This is a genomic window from Terrabacter sp. 2TAF16 (assembly GCF_052115065.1).
Lineage (GTDB): Bacteria > Actinomycetota > Actinomycetes > Actinomycetales > Dermatophilaceae > Terrabacter.
Window position 1 is genome coordinate 1 of record NZ_JBFRFZ010000003.1, and the last position, 18,037, is coordinate 18,037.

18 protein-coding genes are annotated in these 18,037 nt (G+C 65.2%); 14 read left to right on the plus strand and 4 right to left on the minus strand.

What is annotated here, in order from left to right; translation table 11 throughout:
* The first annotated feature begins 335 nt into the window (after window positions 1-335).
* From AB4Z14_RS03845 to AB4Z14_RS03870, 6 genes are all read left to right on the plus strand, one after another.
* Window positions 336-707, plus strand: coding sequence for a hypothetical protein (locus AB4Z14_RS03845; protein ID WP_442274024.1), 372 nt, complete (start codon window positions 336-338; stop codon window positions 705-707).
* 385 nt (window positions 708-1,092) lie between these two features.
* Window positions 1,093-1,596 carry a hypothetical protein gene (locus AB4Z14_RS03850; RefSeq protein WP_442274025.1) on the plus strand — a complete coding sequence of 168 codons (504 nt, stop codon included), beginning with the start codon at window positions 1,093-1,095 and terminating at the stop codon, window positions 1,594-1,596.
* A 209-nt stretch (window positions 1,597-1,805) separates the two neighbouring features.
* Window positions 1,806-2,465 (plus strand): hypothetical protein, encoded by a 660-nt coding sequence (locus AB4Z14_RS03855; protein WP_442274026.1) that lies wholly within the window; start codon window positions 1,806-1,808, stop codon window positions 2,463-2,465.
* Between the two features lie 922 nt (window positions 2,466-3,387).
* Complete coding sequence (locus tag AB4Z14_RS03860; RefSeq protein ID WP_442274027.1) at window positions 3,388-4,410, plus strand: YaaC family protein; 1,023 nt, start codon at window positions 3,388-3,390, stop codon at window positions 4,408-4,410.
* Between the two features lie 374 nt (window positions 4,411-4,784).
* Window positions 4,785-5,342: an IS110 family transposase gene (locus AB4Z14_RS03865; RefSeq protein ID WP_442274028.1), complete on the plus strand. Its 558-nt coding sequence runs from the start codon at window positions 4,785-4,787 to the stop codon at window positions 5,340-5,342.
* Entirely contained in the window at window positions 5,300-5,716 is a 417-nt protein-coding gene (locus tag AB4Z14_RS03870) for a transposase (RefSeq protein WP_442274029.1), read from the plus strand. The genes AB4Z14_RS03865 and AB4Z14_RS03870 overlap by 43 nt, the downstream gene beginning before the upstream one ends.
* A gap of 511 nt (window positions 5,717-6,227) precedes the next feature.
* On the opposite strand, the gene AB4Z14_RS03875 is transcribed toward AB4Z14_RS03870, so the two are convergent.
* Both AB4Z14_RS03875 and AB4Z14_RS03880 read right to left on the minus strand, forming a co-directional pair.
* Window positions 6,228-7,169 (minus strand): hypothetical protein, encoded by a 942-nt coding sequence (locus AB4Z14_RS03875; protein WP_442274030.1) that lies wholly within the window; start codon window positions 7,167-7,169, stop codon window positions 6,228-6,230.
* Between the two features lie 760 nt (window positions 7,170-7,929).
* The gene (locus AB4Z14_RS03880) at window positions 7,930-8,730 is read right to left on the minus strand and encodes a hypothetical protein (protein WP_442274031.1); all 801 of its coding nucleotides are present in this window, start codon (window positions 8,728-8,730) and stop codon (window positions 7,930-7,932) included.
* A gap of 342 nt (window positions 8,731-9,072) precedes the next feature.
* Here AB4Z14_RS03880 and AB4Z14_RS03885 point away from each other — a divergent pair, with 342 nt between their 5' ends.
* Window positions 9,073-9,834: a hypothetical protein gene (locus tag AB4Z14_RS03885; RefSeq protein ID WP_442274032.1), complete on the plus strand. Its 762-nt coding sequence runs from the start codon at window positions 9,073-9,075 to the stop codon at window positions 9,832-9,834.
* Window positions 9,835-9,863: 29 nt separating this feature from the next.
* Entirely contained in the window at window positions 9,864-10,442 is a 579-nt protein-coding gene (locus AB4Z14_RS03890) for a metallophosphoesterase (RefSeq protein ID WP_442274033.1), read from the plus strand.
* Here AB4Z14_RS03890 and AB4Z14_RS03895 read toward each other — a convergent pair.
* On the minus strand, window positions 10,430-12,028 hold the full coding sequence (locus AB4Z14_RS03895) for a DUF4062 domain-containing protein (protein ID WP_442274034.1): 1,599 nt from the start codon (window positions 12,026-12,028) through the stop codon (window positions 10,430-10,432). The genes AB4Z14_RS03890 and AB4Z14_RS03895 overlap by 13 nt on opposite strands.
* A 489-nt stretch (window positions 12,029-12,517) precedes the next feature.
* Between AB4Z14_RS03895 and AB4Z14_RS03900 the strand changes: the two genes are divergently transcribed.
* The 6 genes from AB4Z14_RS03900 (at window position 12,518) to AB4Z14_RS03925 (ending at window position 17,345) form a co-directional block, all read left to right on the plus strand.
* Entirely contained in the window at window positions 12,518-12,799 is a 282-nt protein-coding gene (locus AB4Z14_RS03900) for an ASCH domain-containing protein (protein ID WP_442274035.1), read from the plus strand.
* Between the two features lie 177 nt (window positions 12,800-12,976).
* Window positions 12,977-13,306: a hypothetical protein gene (locus AB4Z14_RS03905; RefSeq protein ID WP_442274036.1), complete on the plus strand. Its 330-nt coding sequence runs from the start codon at window positions 12,977-12,979 to the stop codon at window positions 13,304-13,306.
* A 49-nt stretch (window positions 13,307-13,355) separates the two neighbouring features.
* A complete protein-coding gene (locus AB4Z14_RS03910; RefSeq protein WP_442274037.1) occupies window positions 13,356-14,099 on the plus strand; it encodes a nucleotidyltransferase family protein in 744 nt (247 codons plus the stop codon).
* A gap of 48 nt (window positions 14,100-14,147) precedes the next feature.
* Window positions 14,148-15,035 carry an AAA family ATPase gene (locus tag AB4Z14_RS03915; protein ID WP_442274038.1) on the plus strand — a complete coding sequence of 296 codons (888 nt, stop codon included), beginning with the start codon at window positions 14,148-14,150 and terminating at the stop codon, window positions 15,033-15,035.
* A complete protein-coding gene (locus tag AB4Z14_RS03920) occupies window positions 15,032-16,183 on the plus strand; it encodes a vWA domain-containing protein (protein WP_442274039.1) in 1,152 nt (383 codons plus the stop codon). Before AB4Z14_RS03915 ends, AB4Z14_RS03920 begins: the two co-directional genes overlap by 4 nt.
* Window positions 16,176-17,345: an XdhC family protein gene (locus tag AB4Z14_RS03925; protein WP_442274040.1), complete on the plus strand. Its 1,170-nt coding sequence runs from the start codon at window positions 16,176-16,178 to the stop codon at window positions 17,343-17,345. The genes AB4Z14_RS03920 and AB4Z14_RS03925 overlap by 8 nt, the downstream gene beginning before the upstream one ends.
* A 93-nt stretch (window positions 17,346-17,438) precedes the next feature.
* Here the strand turns inward: AB4Z14_RS03925 and AB4Z14_RS03930 are convergent, their stop codons facing one another.
* Window positions 17,439-17,963, minus strand: coding sequence for a PaaI family thioesterase (locus AB4Z14_RS03930; RefSeq protein ID WP_442274041.1), 525 nt, complete (start codon window positions 17,961-17,963; stop codon window positions 17,439-17,441).
* Window positions 17,964-18,037 lie beyond the last annotated feature (74 nt).

Here is an 18,037-nt window from a genome sequence, read left to right on the forward strand (position 1 = left end):
GGACCCCAAAGGACTCGGGCAGGCACGATGGGTCACCCGGTGGAAGCCGGCCCTGAACGCGTTCGCGGTCACCTTCGAGGCGCGCATGCCGGCGCCGGAGAACCTCTAACCATGAAAACGCCAGTTACACCGTTCGCCTGACAGACCCCCCCGCGGCCTTCTCCCTGAACGAGCGGATCGCGGCATGCGCAGGGACGCTAAGTCATCTCTGCGGTATGCCGCGCGTTAGGTACGGAAGGGTGCTTGAGGTGTGCCAACGAGCGCCGGTTGAGCGGTCTGAGGAGGAGGAAGCGCGGAAGACCGCCTTCCTGGATCTCTACGGTGCTTGGCGTCCGATGGAGCCCAGCGAGTTCGCCGAGGAGATGAGCGGATTCGACCGGCCGTGGTGGGTCGTCGGCGGCTGGGCCATCGAAGCCGCCACCGGATACCGACGCGAGCACGAAGACACCGATGTCTCGATGCTGGTGTGCGACGTGCCCGCGTTCGTCGAGTTTATGAAGGGGCGGTGGCACGTCTGGAACAACGTCGGTGGGGTCCTGCACCCTCTGGGCGACCGTTGGGCCACCGTCGATGAGCCGGCAAGCCAGTTCTGGCTGCGTTCGGATGCCGCCTCGCCGTGGATAGTCGACATCCCCCTGACTCCGGACGCCGGCGGGCTTTGGACGAACAAGTTCCTTCCCGGGCATGTCGCCCCGTCGAGGAGGTGACGTGGCTTGGCAGTGACGGCATTCGGTATCTGCTCCCAGAGATCGTTCTTGTCTTTAAGGCCCGACTGGGTCGCGCGAAGGATGAGCCCGCCTTCGAGGCCACCCTCCCTACCCTCACCCGGCAGCAGCGAGCCTGGATGCGAGAAGCTCTCGCAGCCGTTGTGCCGCACCACCATTGGCTGGGCCGGCTGTGATCACGTCCGGGGATGACGCTGCCAAAGCGGGCGAAGTTCACCCACCTATCAAGCATGTTGGTGAGCCGGACACGCCCGGCAGGCGGCGGAGTGACGCACCATCCGCGGCACGAGCGGGCGACCGCACCTGAGTAGTCAAGGGATCGCACCTCTTGGCCGCCATGGTGGCTGCTACATGCTCGGCTCGCGCCATGACTTGGACGACGTTTCCTAGCGACCTGACTGCGGGACTCCTCGGCACCTTTCTCGGACTGGTGTTTGGCCTAGGAATCGACCGCAAGCGAGAGCAGCGGCGAGCCGAGTCGCGGGATGAACGCCTCGTCCAGAACCTCATCGACCGGCTCGCTGGCAAACGCGCCTTCGCCCATTCGGTCGACGTGGGTCTGGTCGACAATGCCGATGACCGGCAGCGCTGTGTTGATTCGGTCCTAGACGCGCGCATGAGGATCTTGGACGTTTGCGATCAGATTGATCGCCGAGAGGACGTGGTCGGGACGCTTCGGGCGATGGAGGTGGATTGTCTGGCTCTCCTGAGCCATGTCGAGCGGCATCCTCTGGAGTACGCCAGGGCTCTCATTCGCTTGCGGGATCGCCTCATCGGTCACGAGGCGGAACTGCAACTCCTGATGCCCGGACTTCACATGGCGATACCGGCAGCCGAGACAGCTTCAGTCCACCCTGGCTCGGTGGCCTGAGCCACGCGTAGCCGCATGACCGTACGGCCTTGGGCCAGCTCACGCTGTCATCGGGCGACCGCGGCAAGTCGCATAGACGGCAACTGCCGCAGCAGCAGGTCGGCGGCACGCGTGGCGGTCTCAGCGCCGCATTTGCGGGCGCCGTGTCCGAGATCGAACGAAGTCTCGTCGTTGAGCCGATTAGTCGTGCCTGCGCCTAGGCTCCGAGGGTGGACGATGACCGAGAAAAGCATGACTGGCTGGGGCCGACCATCTGGGTGATCGTTGGTCTGGTCGTCGGTAGCTCGATGGCCTTCTGGTGGGGGAGTTTCGTCGGTGCCTGCCGGGATGATTCCTCGTGCGCGGCCCGCTGGGATGGAGTCGGCGCTGTGGGAACCTGGGTCGGTGGGTTAGGCACTATCGCGGCCGTGCTAATCGCCGCACGCGCCTTCCAAGGTGAGGAGAGGGCTCGGCGTCGTGAAGCGCGTCGAGCCGCCATGTCGCAGACGCAGCGTGAGCTCGAGGATCGGAAGGAGGCCGAACTCGTCAGGCTCGAGACGATGGTCGGTGGTTACAACCACGAGTACATCAATCAGATGCGCTTCACCGTACGAAACGAGTCCAACGAAACCCCAGCGTTCAAAGTGCGCATCCGCTACGACCCTTGGGGGATCGACGCGCTGATCGAGCATAAACTCGAGGCGGGAAAAGTCACGCAGTACTCCGTTGACTTCGGAGGCTCGTCGGGTCGTAGTTCGATCGCAATGACGCCGGCGGAGCATGCCATTTGGGCCAGGAGCATCCTTATCGACGCCCGACTGTTCTTCGAGATGAACGACCGTCAGTGGATGCGTATTGGAGAGGGCGTCCCAATGCTGGCGATCCCGTGAGACTTTTGGCGGAGGCGGAGGCGGAGGCGGAGGCGGAGGCGGCACCGGCGGCGCGCTCATCGGCAGATACGGTAAACGACGACCGCCCCCTGAGGGTCGGCTCGCGGCGTAAAGGGACACTCAGCGCCCGTCACAGCGACCCGTCTCGGGTTCGCACACCTCGCCCTCCAAATCGATCCGGAGTTCGTCCACCAGCCCCCGCTTGTGAAGCGCCACCAGCGTGTCACGCCCCAGTTGAGTGGGCCTCGCCGGGCTGCTCGAGAGCGTGAAACCCGGATACGTACGCCGGAGTGCCTTCACCATCTCGGTAGCGCAACCCATACCACGTGCCTCCGGTTGGACACAGAAGCTAATCGTCTCCAAGCGGTCCCCGTCCGTGAAGTAGGAGAGCGTGCCCGCCAATGGCGCCGCCTCCGATCCCACCGGGTAAGCAGCGACGGTGCCTTGGGTCCGTCTTCGTGTTGAAACTGCATCGGGGTCGGGCGTGCGGACCTCACACCTGAAGAGTGTCTCGTCCGCAAGGAACTGGGGAGGGACTGAGGGCTCGTCTGGTTCGGTCATGACGCCATTGTGGGGCCACGTTTGGACGGGTGTGCGGGCGGTGTTCGCCTATCGGGCGACTCCACGCGGCGAAATGACGCGGCGGATGGACGCGCCAGTGTCGCTCGATCGGTTTGTGACCTCTGGTCGAGCGGCGCTGTGCGATCGAGTGCGGGGCGAATTTGCGCGGTGGACGAGCGCGGTCACTGTCCGCAGTGCAGTCCTCGCGAGTTTGCGCCCAACAACTCGAGCGACTCGAGATTTGGCACCAACCACTCACAGCCCACGCCCAGGCCCAGATTCGCCGAGAACTGCAGATGTCGCCGGCGCGCCCGGACTGGACGAAGCACCGTCGAGCGCCCCGTCCAAGTAGCGTGAGTTCGTGGATGCAGATCGCTGTTGGCAAAGGCTTCGTTGGCTCCGTGCAAATCCGCCCGGCCACGCCTCTAAGAATAGGGAGCGGCGTCAGACCTTCACGACTGCCCTGGAGCAGGCGGAGCAGCTGGTACGAAGCGCAAGTCACCTAGGTCCGGAGACAAGGCCGATCAACCTCTTTTATGGGCTCTCTCAGGGGACGCGGGCCGTGGCGGCGGCGCTCGAGCCGGATGACAAGCGGTTTTGGCTCAGTAACCACGGGATCGATCACAGGGGAAGCCTCGACCGTTCGACCGTAAGCATTCAAGTGCAGCAAACAGACGCGCCGGGAGGCTCCTTCACTGCGCTCGCCAGACTTCTCCGATCGCCTGGGCTCCCCAACCCTGTTGATCTGGGAGATCTCTTGGCGGCACTTCCTTTGCATCTGCCCGATTCATCCTGGTCAGATCGACCACGGGCTATCGCAGTTCAGCATGTCGCACATTCTGGCTTCGGCGTCATCATTGCTTCGCCCTACGTCTTCGCCCGGACTGGCAACTGGCCGCCGAATGAAGAACTGCGAAATTTGAGTATCGAGGCCTCCCGAAGGTTGCTCTCTGAGTACATCAATGAGCACTACCCGAGTCTCCGCGGGGCGGAGCCGCGTCCCGACTTTGACCCTCAACTGATTATTGGCAACTCAGGGATGCAGTTCTGCCTCAAGTTTGAGCACTCGGACCACGTAGGCAGCGAGGTGTTCCGACAGCAAGCTCTTGAGGCGCGCACAATCCGGGTTGGTGATCAGTGGTATGCCCTCCCGGCGTTTGTGTCGGAAGATCGTTCTTGTCACCCGACGATCATCCTATGGGCCGTACTTTGGACCTTATCTATGCTTTCTCGCTACTCGCCCACCAGGTGGGCAAAAGCACTAAATGTTGATTCGAATAGGGATGCTACGGCCCTTGAAGAAGTGCTCCAGGACTCGCTATCGCTAATCCCTTGGGCGCTCCTGGATGCGCTCGATGAGCTTCCGGACTGGTCCAGCCTGTAAGCAGCTTGGGGCGATCTGGCGAGCCACTCACAAGGGTCAATTCGCGGCTGTTAGACGATTGTCGGCAGGACCGGTGTCCGGCCAGACTCGGTTCTAGGTGCCTGGCGGGCTGCTCTTCTCGCGGCTGCCCACCAGTGTGATTGGTGTGGCTCTCTTTCGGTTTGCTTCCCGCCGGGTGCCGTGAAGAGGTGTGGCTCCAGAGGGGACTGCCCTGCTCTTAACAGCAATGCCCGCTTCGTAATCCCTTAAGGTCCACGAGCGAGACAGGACGAGGCGAGGTGGCGAGATGGCGACGGTGTTCATCGGGGTCGATCCCCACAAGCTGTCGGTGACGATCGAGGTCGTCGATGACCACGAGAGCGTGCTTGGCACGGGTGTTCGCCACTGACAAGGCCGGGTACGCCGCGATGCGCCAGCGCGTGCGGGGGTGGCCCGAGCGGGTTTGGGCGGTTGAGGGCAGCAACGGCGCCGGCCGTCCGCTGGCGCAGCGGCTGCTCGCCGACGGTGAGCACGTCGTGGACGTCCCCGCGAAACTGTCGGCGCGGGCCCGGCTGCTCGACACCGGCCATAACCGCAAGACCGACGCCCACGACGCGCACGCTGTCGCTGAGGTCGCGGTACGCACCCAGGGGCTGCGGGTGTTGTCCTACGACGGCGAACTCGAGGCGCTACGGATGCTGGCCGACCGGCGTGAGGAGCTGACCCGGCAACGCGTCCAGACGGTCAACCGGTTGCAGCGGCTGCTGTCCGAGCTGACCCCAGGGAAGGCGAAGAAAGACCTGACCGCATTGCAGGCCAAAGGGATTCTCGCTTCGATGCGGCCCCGGGACCTTGGCAGGCAAGACCCGGCGACGCCTCGCGGTCGAGCAGCTGACCGAGGCTTGTCGCGGTGGAGAAGAAGATCAAGGCGCTCACCAAGGAGCTCAAGGTGATGGTGATCGCCCGTGGCTCGACGTTGATGGACCTGCGTGGGGTCGGTCCGGTGGTCGCCGCGCGGACCTGCCGACGTCGGCGACATCGCCCGGTTCGCCGACCGGAACCGGTTCGCGTCTTGGACCGGCACGCGCCCTTGGACGCGTCCTCGGGGGAGCAGGACCGGCACCGGCTGTCGCGGGCCGGGAACCGGCGGATGAACCACATGATCCACATTGCCGCGGTCAGCCAGATCCGTCTCAACACCGACGGCAGGGTTTACTACCGACGCAAGCGCCGAGGGCAAGAAGCCGCTCGAGGCGCTCAGGTGCCTCAAGCGCAGGATCTCCGACGCGCTCTATCGCCAGCTCGTGATCGACGCTCGTGCCGTTGAAACGGGCACGGGAGGGCACTGCGGGGCGACTCAAGAATCCAGCGCGGCCGACCTGCCCCCGCACATCGACACTTCGGATCAGCCACTTCCCGGACCCGCACCTACGACGCTACCCGTCGCTGCGGCCGGTGCGAACCCTTGCCCGGGCTCGGCTCCCCAGCGGCCGCGTCGACGCGCCGGAGCCGTCAAGGTGCAGCGCCCCGCCGGACGAACGACCTTGACGGCGACCAGCGCCGGCGCACACTCCACAGAGCCGATCCCGGCATCTTGACGACAGAGGGGAGCCGATATGACGCGGGCTTGTACTGGCACGCTGGCGCTCCCTGTGCCCGCCCTGTGTGTCCGAGCGACCCACCCACCCGAGGTAGAGGTAAGTCGTCGCCAAGCCAACGCGCAAATCGACAGCTTAACGGGTTGCATCGCCGACCCCGATCGCCTGGAGCTCGTGCCACTGCGCCGCACTGACAAAACAGGCGGCACGGTGACCGTCCTTTGGCAAACGGCGCCCTGATCATGGTTCTGTGTTGGCGGGCCCCTTTCCAAGTCCGGTAGGGAAATTTGTCGCCCACGGGACCGTCTTGTTCGCAGAGGGGTCTGTCCTAGGCCTATATTCCCCGTCGTAGCCGAGCCACCAAAGCAGCAGCACTTCAAAGAAGTGCATGGAGTAAAACCCTGCCTCGACCCAATCGTAGTGCGTCCACTTTCCTAGGGCCTTCGTAGACGGGTGAGCCACGCTGTTGCGTAGCTTTATAACAACAGAGAGCGCGTCGGGCGGTGGCTGTTTGGGATTGCTAATCACTGAGTCGCTGTACCTCTTGGCTAGATTTGTCAGCCAAGGAGGAACGGCCATGTCGACAAGGGTGGGTTTCAGTATCTTACGTAGAATCGAAACGGCTGAGAGCGACTCCCAATCGTTTTTCTTTACAGGGCTCTGGCAGGCTGGATCTGAGACGAAGTGGGCATAGGCAACGATCTGCATGCCGCTAACAGACATCAGAGTTCCCATTGTCGCGGGTGCGTCGAAATTGGCTGTCAGGTAGAAGGTAAGGGCTGCTCGAAATGATTCGCATATCAAAGGGTTGCGGTATGCGTTGTGGCCAGCAGCTAACAGCGCGGTCATCTGTGGAACCGCCGTGGTGTCATGCACCCAAGACGTCACTTGAAGCGGCGGGTCCACAGCTCGAAGTGCCGCCCAATGCGTCCAAACGGGCGCACCGGCAAGCCAGCCGACAGGCAGAAGACAACTGATGGTGCGGCCTGTCCCGAAAGAAAGCAGGTCATCAAATTCCCTCAGTACGGCCAATGCTGCAGACTCACTGAACGGGGTCGCGTCCGCGCGCCGTAGGCGTGCGACGTGCGTGACCGTGTGCTCACCGGAAGTGCGCATATGCTCCTGCAGTTCTTTGCCGAGTACGTCGCCACGTGGCTCGATACGGACGTCCCACTCGTCCATGGTCATCGAAAGGCGGCCGTTAACTAGACGTCCGTCATGACATGTTGGCGGGCCGTAGCCCCCCGACCATCCATTGGTCACGAAAAAGGTCACTTGGTCCATGCGCGAGCCGTCACCGACGCTGATGGGCCCGGGCACGAGAGGTCCCACGCGGTTCTTGCCGGTGTCGCTAGGGCGCGCACGTCTCGCGGTTCGGGGCTGGAGAGGGACACCGGTCTTACGTCGAACAAGTTTTACCTTGGGTCGTGAGACCCAGCCTGGCTCGTCATCAGCCAGGAGGGCGTGCAAATCCGCAGCGCTGGCTGGCGTGGTCCGCATGGCCTCGACCGTGATGCGGGGGATCGGCGCCATTGAAAGCCAGACCAGGCCGCGACATCGCTTGCCATCTATATCCAGCGCGCCGCGATACACCGGAACAGCCGCAGCACCCAGCGCTGGCAACTCATACAGGTGGCGTAGGGGGAGAGGCATGTCGACGTGGGTCAACTTGACGATCTTGCCGTCCTCTGTCGTGATGGTTCGCTCGCAGTTGCATGTGGGATCGGAAGGCCATGTCATCGGCCAAGTGTGGCTCAACGCCAGCTGATGGCGCTTGGACAGGGATGATGGTCTTTGCGATTCGCTATCCACCGCCCCCTGACGTGCAGAGTCCCGTCTTGCCGGGAGCGAGAAACTCTGCCTTCGATCAGTTGCGACATGAAGCGGGTGCGGCGCGCTCAGGAGATCGGGGTCAAGTCGCGGCGGAGTGACGCGTTTGACGCTAGCCGCCGCTGCGTTCCTTGTCGTGACGACCATCCAAGAAGTCAAGAGATGATCGGCCGAACTTGCTTGCGATGAAGAACGGCGATCCTCCGTCGATCGCCTGACGTGGCGTGCCGTCCACCAGGCATCCAAGCCTCACGAGCGTCGCGAAGATGAACTCCATCCCCTCCTCAAGCTGGGGAAGCCGATCGCGCATGTGGGACAGTGAGTATTCGCGACTCTCGCCCAGGGGTGGAGGCTCGAAGAGGTGGCCATCATCCTGCACGTTGAAGGCCACCATCCCGCTGAAGTCATCCCTGTCATTGATCTCCCGTACAAACACACGCAGGACCTGGATGTCCGCAGGGCGCATCTCGCGGAGCGCCGCCACGTAGAGCTGGTCGACGTCAAGACGTGCGTCGTCAGCGCAACCGTCAGCCAGCACCCGGGCTAGGGCAGTGATGGTCGCGTCGTCTCGAGCGTGCATCGCGGCTTCAACAACGTCGATGGTTAGGCGCAAGCGATCATCGTTATCCTTGGCCCAGTCCGCCAGTTCTTGCGGGGTAAGCCCTGCTTCAACGGCTCCCTCGCGCAGGGACGTTTCCGCTCGTTGCCACGCCCGCTGGTCCCAAGACACGACCATCTCAAAGATGGGAGTGAGGCCAGCGCCCAGTATCCCGCCCCACGGGCCAAGGGGGCCAGCGAGAGCGGCACCTAAAACGGCGCCCGCAGCTTGCGCTGCGATGCGGCCTGGCACCTCAGATGGTGGCGGGCCATTCGCCTCGTCGCCTGGAGGTGAAGAATCACCGTCGTCGATCATGGCTCAGTCCCATCCTCCGGCGGAGTCTAAGCACGCGGTCCCCTATGGATCATGCCAGTCCCAGCGCGAGACTGGAGCAGGGATTGTAGTGAAGGAAGGGATGGGCGAGAATCCCCAACGCTGCGAGGAGGCCAGCGCGACAAGCAGCTTGTTGGCACGCTGCAAACGGAGGCATGCAGGCCGTACACCGCTCGGCTTGACGGCCCTGTCGTTGGCCTAGGCGACCCATCCTTCGATGCATATCGAAACTCAAGGGTGCGTGCCAAACTTGTCGCTGTGCCTCGTCGCCCCCTCGCCCTTGGGCCCACTGACAGTGAGTGGGAACCCGTCAACGAACTTCTCGTGTCTAGGGAGGTCCCCTCCGACTTGCGCAACGAACTGCGCAGCAAACTGCTCGGCACTTTCGACGGCCTGCTGCTTTATGGCAGTTGGGCCCGGGGCGATCAAGACACTGAGTCAGATCTCGACGTCTTAGCACTCAACTATTCTGGCCTCATGGCCGCACCCGATGGAAGCGTGAGCGTCGGCTACTACTCGGAATTTGAACTTCTCGAGGCCTCCCGCACTCTCTTTGGGTACCACCTAGCAAGAGATGGACAAATCCTCGCAGATTCCTCTGGTCGATTTGAATCGTTGCTTAGGCAGATCGAACCACCTCCGACCGGTTCAGTTCTCGGACGCATCCGGTCGCTTAGTCCGGTACTGGATGTCTCACCAGCCGACCGAACTAACTTTATCGAAGGGCTCACGCAGGTTGCCCGGTATCTACTTCGTTCCGCGCTATACGCGAAGGCGCTTGATCAAGGGACCCCTTGCTTCTCAGTTCGCGAGATCTCACGCCGCATGAGCGATCCGTCGTTGACCTCCATTCTCTCCTCTCATAAGGCAGTTCGGCCGGAAGCAAGTGAATCAGCATTCCAAGACTTGGTGGAGCGACTATCCGACGTTGTGGGGGAACTGCAGGCCAACCCCTACGGAGACCTGTATGCCCTAATTGAACATACTTGGGATAGCGACAGGGATCTCTCCAATATCGGAGCCCTTGCTTTATCAAATGAGCAGGATGACCTGCCATATGACGAACTGCCGAAGGTGATTCTGTGAGTGCTCCCATTGAAGGAACCATTGGGTTCGTGGGCGACATCCATGGCGAGGTCGAGCCCCTGCAAGAACTACTTGGCCTCGTTCGAAAGGAAGTGGACGGTCTCGTCTTCTTAGGTGATTACGTCAACAGAGGTCCTCATTCAAGTGCTGTGATTCAAACTCTGATCGACTTTTCCCACAGATTCCGCGGAGATGTTCACTTTCTGCGGGGCCATCACGATGCGGCATTCTTAGATGCAATCGAAGGGGGCCGCTTGGACATCTTCTTGCGAATGGGCGGTGCCGCCACGCTTAATAGTTACCGCCGCGAAGAGGCCCAGGTCCCACGGTTGCGGTTGCATGATCGGATCCCCCAAGAGCACATAGAATTCCTGCGTTCACTCGAGGACCGCTTTGTTGGCAACGGATGTCTGGCAATGCATGCCCGACAAAGTGGCTTGTCTCAGCCGCCGGGTCATTTTGGCGTCTTCGGCCATAAGCCTCAACTAAGTGGCAAGCCTCTCATCGCCGACGACAGCGCCATGATTGATACGGGGTGTGGGACGATTCCAGGGGGTCCCTTGACCTGTTTCCTCTGGCCGAGCCGGGAGTGGCTTCAGTCGTCTTGAAGCGCAGACTTCAACGAGATGTGATCTGCGGCCATCGATGGGTCTGCTGATTCGGCCAGGCCTTCGAATTCGGCCAGGAGGGATCGAGCTAACGTTTTGTCGCCTTGGCTGCGGGCGAGATCCGCGCGCAGGAGCGTCAGCACCGCCCGTCCCTGCGGGTTTCCGGTGGTGGCTACAATCTCCGCGGCATGAGCAATGTGCTTCTCGGCCTCCGCCGGCTTGCCACTACGAAGGAACGAGCGCGCCCAGAGGCAGTGGACAATGCTTAGCCCATCCTGATTGTGCAGGTGTTCGTTGGCGCTAAGCGCCTTACGTAGCAACTCGTCAACTTCATCGTACTCTCCCGACGAAATAAGAATCTCAGCCTTGCCGCATAGTGCATTCGCTAAAAGATGCTCATCGGATTCCTCCGTCAGGAGTCCGAGCGCGCGCTCAAAGAGGGGAAGGGCCGCTCCCGAGTGCTGCATAGCCAAATGCCTGCGCGCCAGGTTTATGGCGGACTGAGCTCTCTCTTGACTGTTTCCAAACTCAGAACGAATACCATCTGCTTTTTCGAACTGCTTCAGAGCGAGTTCGGGTTCGTTGGCACGGAGGAGTGACAGGCCGTAGTTGTCCAAGGCATAGCACTGTTCTTTCGGAATCGGTTCCCGAGATGCCTCCGCGGTCCGAATCGCTTCTTTCAGCGTTTGCAAGGACCAGGAGATCTCTCCTTGTTTGCGCTGAATCACTCCGATATTTGACGTCGCTCGTGCTCGCAGCGCGGCTGAGTCCGCCGATCTGGAAAACAATAGTTCGGGCTGCTCCATGACCTTACGATTGAGCTCCATGGCTTGCTCCAGTCTGCCAGTCCTGCGCATGAGCTGGCCAAATTCGAGCAAAGTAGAGGGGTCCCCGTTTTTCGTGGCGATCGCGTACGCGGCCTCCGCTTGAATCAGCAGGCCGGCGGCCGCGTACTCGCGGGCCGAATCTACGAGTTGGGTATGATCTCGGGTGCTCATCGCGGAGGTGTCCACGGTCTCTTCGGGAATGTCGACTCGCCGAGGCACCTTTTGATCGAGAGGCAGGCACCATGTGCGAATCTTCCTCTCTAGTGCGCGGCCCAGACTCTCAGTGGAGTCAAAGACCTCATACATGATGCTCTTGGACGCCTCGAGGCGTGCACGGAAGTTCATTACGGCCTGCAGGCTTGGCCCCGGGTCGCGCAGACGCTCAGCGTCGACGGTCTTGAAGAGAACGAGTATATCGCGCAGCGAAGAGTTTCCGTCCGCCAGCAGGTCTATCGCCCGAAAAAACTCTTCCTCCGTCCCCGAGGAATAGGTGCTTTCATTGGCGGGTGGCGTCCCCCACCGATCTCCAAGGAGCAGCACCAAGAAGTCTGACTCGTCGAGCTTCGGGTTGATCAGATCCTGGGGTCTCCCAACACCTCCAGGGACGTCCTCCCATGCGTGCACGAAGAACGATGTGGCGTGATCCAACGACTGCGATTCGTTGTACCGACGAAATGCCTTACGGCACACTTGTCGTTCCTCTTCGAGACCGCCAGGTGAGGCGAGGAAGACCTGGCGGCATGAGACGTCTACCGGCATGCCCCGACTCTACTGGGGAAACTCATGTTGGACCCGACTGTGGCTCTGAGCCATCCGTTTACTGCCTGGGCACTTGCGAACTTCGAGATGGCGAGAAACTAGAGGCAGTACATCTGCGTCGCGCTACCGGGCCAGCCCTAAGAGCGTGATGTGCCAAGCCCACTGTGGGCGGTTGGCCGCAGGCTGCACGACCCGCCCTATCTGGGCGGAAGGGGCGTCCAGTTCTGAGGCAATGACTGGGCCGCCCGGCAGCCTTTCTGCTCGCCGCCGGCGCGAGGGGTTGCGCATGGCGTTCGCCCCGTCAGCGACGACGTTGATTCAGGCTCCAAGGGTCCGGTAGCGCCTATGCGGGGCATGTCTGCGCCGCCATCAGAGCTGCGTGAGGCCGTCGTCTAGCGCGTGCGGATGGCCAAGGTGCTGCTGTGCGACATTCACTACTGCCCCTCGGCTGAACCGGGGCCGGTCTGCGCGACGTAGCGTGACGAGGTGATGTTCAGTCGTGAACTGCGAGATGCGGTCGCCCGCGGAGGGATCACCGTCACGATCCGCCGGTGGGACCGTCCGCAGGTCAGGGTCGGGGGCCGATACCGGACCGCGGGGGTCGTCATCGAGGTCGACTCCATGGAGGTCGTGCCGTTCTCTGGCGTGACGGACGAGGACGTGCGCGCATCGGGCGAGACCGACCTCGAGGCGCTTCGTGATCGAGCCGCGCACTCCGGGCCGATCCACGACGACACGTTGGTCTACCGGATCGAGTTTCACGTCGTGTGACCGCGACGCGACGCCACCGCACCGTGACGACCGCGATGCCTCCGCCGCAGTCAGCGCCGCTCTTTCTCGCTTTTCACCCCGTTCTGGTCGGTGTGTCGCCGAGCGCACAGACAGCCGCGCCGTGGGCGGCCCACATTGGGGGATCGGAAGTTCTCGTAGGACTGGAGGTGGACTCCGATGACTGCCACGAACCGAACCCAAACAGCCTGCGGCGCAGAGGCCCTCACCGCGTCCGACCTCAGGCCCGCGGTGCAGCGGCATGGTCCGCCGCGATTCCCGCGCCGCGCATCGATCGCATTGTTCGTCGCCCTAGCGGCTCTGGCAGTGCCGCACCAGGCCGCTGCGCTCATGCCCATCCCACCCGCGCCGGTCAGGTTCCCGATCGCAGACGTCGGGCACACGGTCCTGACGCTCGCCGAGCAGTATTCGCAGTCACCGCCCACCGACAAGGGCCGACTCCACAACGAGATGGTGCTGCTGATCAACACGGGCCACGTGGCGATCTGAGCCCCCGCGCAGCAGCGATCAGGTGCACCTCGACGGGTACGGTCCGGGTGTGACCGAGAGCGACACCGCACCTCACCCAGCTGCGACCCACGGTCGAGCCGCCCACGTCCGCGGGCTAGTCCTGGCTGCCGGCGCCGGCAGGCGCATGGGCGGCCCCAAGGCTCTGGTTCGCCGCCACCCGGACGAGCCGACTCTCGTCGAGCGCGCCGTCTCGCTGCTGCACGCCGGCGGGTGCTCCGGCATCACCGTCGTCGTCGGCGCGGCCGCCGAGGAGGTCACGGCCATCGTCACCGCTCTCGGCCGTGACGTCGACGTCGTCACCTGCCCGGACTGGGACGAGGGGATGGGCGCTTCGCTAAGAGCCGGCCTCACCGCCCTCACCCGCTCGACCCACGAGGGCGAGGGCTGCGTCGACGCCGTGCTCGTCACCCTCGTCGACCTGCCGGACCTGACGCCCGAGGTCGTCGCAAGAGTCCTCGACGCCCCGGGCCACGTCGACAACGCGCACTCGGCGCACCCCGACCCCGACGAGCACGCCGTCGAGCTTCACAAGACGGCCGCCCCTACCAACCACGAGCTCCGAGCGACCCTGCGCCGGGCGGCATACGACGGGGTCCCGGGGCACCCGGCGCTCATCGGGCGCGACCACTGGGAGCAGGTCATCGCCTCGGCGACCGGCGACCACGGCGCCCGCCCCTACTTCCGCACCACGCCGCACGAGCTCGTCGAGTGCGGTGACCTCGCCACCGGCCGCGACGTCGACACCCGCGAGGAGCTCGACACGTCCCGCTAGACGGGCCCTCCGCTTCCGCAACCCCCGTTCATGAGTGATGCTCAGGGGATGGATCACCTGTTCAACAGTGCCGACGACGTCACGACCGCCCTGGGCGGCACGGGCTATCTCGCCGACGAGGCGCTCGCGACGATCACCTTCCTCGCGACCCGGCTGAACCGGCCGATCCTGCTCGAGGGCGAGCCCGGCACCGGCAAGACCGCCCTCGCCGAGGGCCTCGCCCAGGCGCTCGACCTCAAGCTGATCCGCCTCCAGTGCTACGAGGGCATCGACGCGACGCAGGCCCTCTACGACTGGGACTTCCCGCGCCAGATCCTCCACCTGCGCACCGTCGAGGCCCTCAGCCGCGAGGAGCACCACGACGCCAAGGCCCTCGAGGCCGAGCTCTTCGACGAGCGCTTCCTCCTCGCCCGACCCGTGCTCCAGGCCCTCCGCGAAGCCCCCTGCGTCCTGCTCATCGACGAGATCGACCGCGCCGATGACGAGTTCGAGGCCTTCCTCCTCGAGGTCCTCTCCACCTGGCAGGTGACGATCCCCGAGCTCGGCACCGTCAGCGCCGCCACCCCGCCGATCGTCGTCCTCACCTCCAACCGCACCCGCGAGCTGCACGATGCGCTCAAGCGCCGCTGCCTCTACCACTGGATCGACCACCCCGGCCTGGCCCGCGAGCTCGAGATCGTCCGCACGCGCCTGCCCGAGGTGAGCGCCGCCCTGGCCGAGCAGGTCGTCACCCTCGTCCAGCGCCTCCGCACGTCGGGCGAGCTCATCAAGCCCCCGGGCGTCGCCGAGACCCTCGACTGGGCGCGTGCCCTCGAGACCGTCGGCGCAACCCGCCTCGACGCCGAGGTCGCCGCCGCCACCCTCGGCGCCGCCCTCAAGTACCGCGAGGACTCCGAGAGGATCCGAGCCTCGCTCGACAAGCTGCTCACCGCATGACCCGAGACCTCTCGCCCGCCGCGCGCCCCGCCGCAGCCCCCCAGCCCCCGACCGAGCCCGACGTCGACGAGCTGCTCCTCGGCTTCGCCCGCGCCCTGCGCGCCGCCGGCATCAACGTCACCGCGGACCGCGAGCGCACCTTCCTCCTCGCTGCTGCCACCGTCGGCATGGGCGAGCGCACCGGCGTCTACTGGGCCGGGCGCTCGACCCTCACGTCGACGCCCGCGGACTTCCCGGCATACGACGAGCTCTTCGAGCGCTGGTTCGGCGGCGAGTCCATCCCGCAGGGACGCCGCGTCGACATCCAGCGTCCACCCGTGCGCCAGGCGCCCCTCGGCGACACCGAGGGGGAGGCCGGCGACGGCGACGCCGACACGATCCAGGCCAAGGCGAGCGCGCAGGAAGTGCTGCGCCACCGCGACGTCGCGAGCCTCAGCGCCGCCGACCGCGCTGCCGCCGCACGCCTCTTCGCGAGCCTCGACCCCCGCTCGCCGCTGCGCCGCGCCCGCCGCCACGTCCGCGCGAGCAGCGGCACCGTCGACGGGCCCGCCACGCTCCGCGAGCAGCTGCGCCGGATGGGCGAGCCCGGCCGCATCCACCACCGCCGCCGCGGCACCCGCCCGCGCCGCATCGTCCTGCTCATCGACGTCTCCGGCTCCATGAGCCCGTATGCCGACAGCCTCCTCCGCCTCGCCCACGTCTTCGTGCGCACCGTGCCCCACGTCGAGGTCTTCACCATGGGCACCCGCCTGACCCACGTGACCCGCGCGCTCACCGAACGCGACCCCGACCGCGCTCTCGCCGCCGCCGGACGCGTCGTCCCCGACTGGTCGGGCGGCACCCGCCTCGGCGAGGCCATCGGCGCCTTCCTCGACCGCTGGGGCCGGCGGGGTATGGCCCGGGGCTCGGTCGTCGTTGTCTTCTCCGACGGTTGGGAACGCGAGGGACCGGAGGTGCTCGGTGAGCAGATGCGACGCCTCAACGCCCTCTCGCACCGGGTCGTGTGGGCCAACCCGCACCGCGGGAAGGTCGGCTACGAGCCGGTGCAGCAGGGGATCGTCGCGGCCCTGCCGCACATCGACGACTTCGTCGCTGGGCACTCGCTCGCGGCGTTCGAGGAGCTGATCGAGGTGGTGGCCCGTGCGTGAGGTGATGGACGAGCTGATGCAGTGGTGGTCGGCCGGCGAGACCGTCGGCGTCGGCACCGTTGTCGGCACGTGGCGCTCGGCGCCGCGCCAGGCCGGCGCCTCGATGCTCGTCGGCCCCGGCGGCGAGGCCGTCGGGTCCGTCTCCGGAGGCTGCGTCGAGGGCGCCGTCTATGAGCTGAGCCAGGAGGTCGTCGAGACCGGCCGGCCGGTGCTCCAGCGCTACGGCGTCAGCGACGACGACGCGTATGCCGTCGGGCTGACCTGCGGGGGCATCCTCGACGTCTTCGTCGAGAAGGTCTCCCGCGAGACGTTCCCCGAGCTCGGCGACGTCGCCGCCGACATCGCGGCCGGACGCCCCGTCGCCGTCGTCACCGTCATCGAGCACCCCGAGCCGACGTGGGTCGGCCGCCGTGTTGTCGTGCACGCCGAGGACGAAGGCGACGATGACACCTCCGTGCTCGGCTCGCTCGGCAGCGGGCGCGCGGACGATGCCGTACGCGACGACGCCCGAGGCCTTCTGGCTCAGGGCCGCTCGGCGATCCTCACCTACGGCCCCGACGGGGAGCGTCGCGGAGAGGGGATGCGGGTCTTCGTCGCCGCGCACGCGCCGAAGCCGCGGATGCTCGTCTTCGGCGCCATCGACTTCGCCGCCGCCGTCGCGCGGGTCGGCGGCTTCCTCGGCTACTACGTCACCGTGTGCGACGCCCGGCCCGTCTTCGCGACGAAGACGCGCTTCCCCGGCGCCGACGAGGTCGTCGTCAAGTGGCCGCACGACTACCTCCAGAACGAGGTCGACGAGGGCCGCATCGACAGCCGCACGGTCATCGCCGTGCTCACCCACGACCCGAAGTTCGACGTGCCTTTGCTCGAGGTCGCGCTGCGCCTGCCCGAGGTGGCCTACATCGGCGCGATGGGCTCGCGGCGCACCCACGAGGACCGGCTCGAACGCCTGCGCGAGGCCGGCCTCACCGACGACGAGCTCGCCCGGATGAGCTCACCGATCGGCCTCGACCTCGGCGCCCGCACGCCCGAGGAGACGGCCGTCTCCATCGCCGCGGAGATCATCGCGCTGCGGTGGGGCGGCGCGGGGGAGCGGCTCGCCGCGACCGAGGGCCCGATCCATCACCACCATCCCGCGCACGACACCCCGCTCGGCCACTGACGGCAGGGCCACCAGCCCGAGGCGTGGCGCGCGCAACCTGCTCCGTTTTGCGGAGCAGGTTGCGAGTGCGTCGAGGGCCATCCCGCGGTGGCGTCAGGTGCGTGGGCGCCAGCGCTTCCAGACGGCGGTCGCTTGCGCACGCACCTTGCCGTCGAAGCGCAGCTCGACCGAGACCGTCATCTGCGGCTCGTCGGACTCGGCGACGGTCGCGAAGAGCTCGACCTCGTCGTGCAGGGGAGCCGGTCGGAGGTAGCGCACGTCGAGCCCGGCCGTGACGTAGGAGAGGTCGGCGCCCGGCAACGGCGGCCAGCCCTGGCGCTCGGCCTCGAGCATGACCGCGGCCGCGCTGTGGCAGTCGAGGACCGTGCCGATGATGCCGCCGTTGAGGTAGCCGAGGCCGTTGTCGTGCTCGGGCCACGGCATGAACGCCGCCGTCACCCCAGCGCGTTCGCCACCGCCACGGCCAGCGCCACCGCGGTCACCGACGGGATAGCTCTTGAGCTGGAGCCCCTTCGGGTTCCCCTGCCCGCAGCCGAAGCACGGGAGGTTGGGATAGAGCCGCTCCTGGATGCTGAGCGCATCGTCAGCGCGGGCGATGTCGACGTCGGTGTCCGGCATGCGCCCAACCTACAAGCGTGCGCCCGGTCACGAATTGGTCCAACCTCTTGATGAGTTGACGCGCCCGGTGTCAT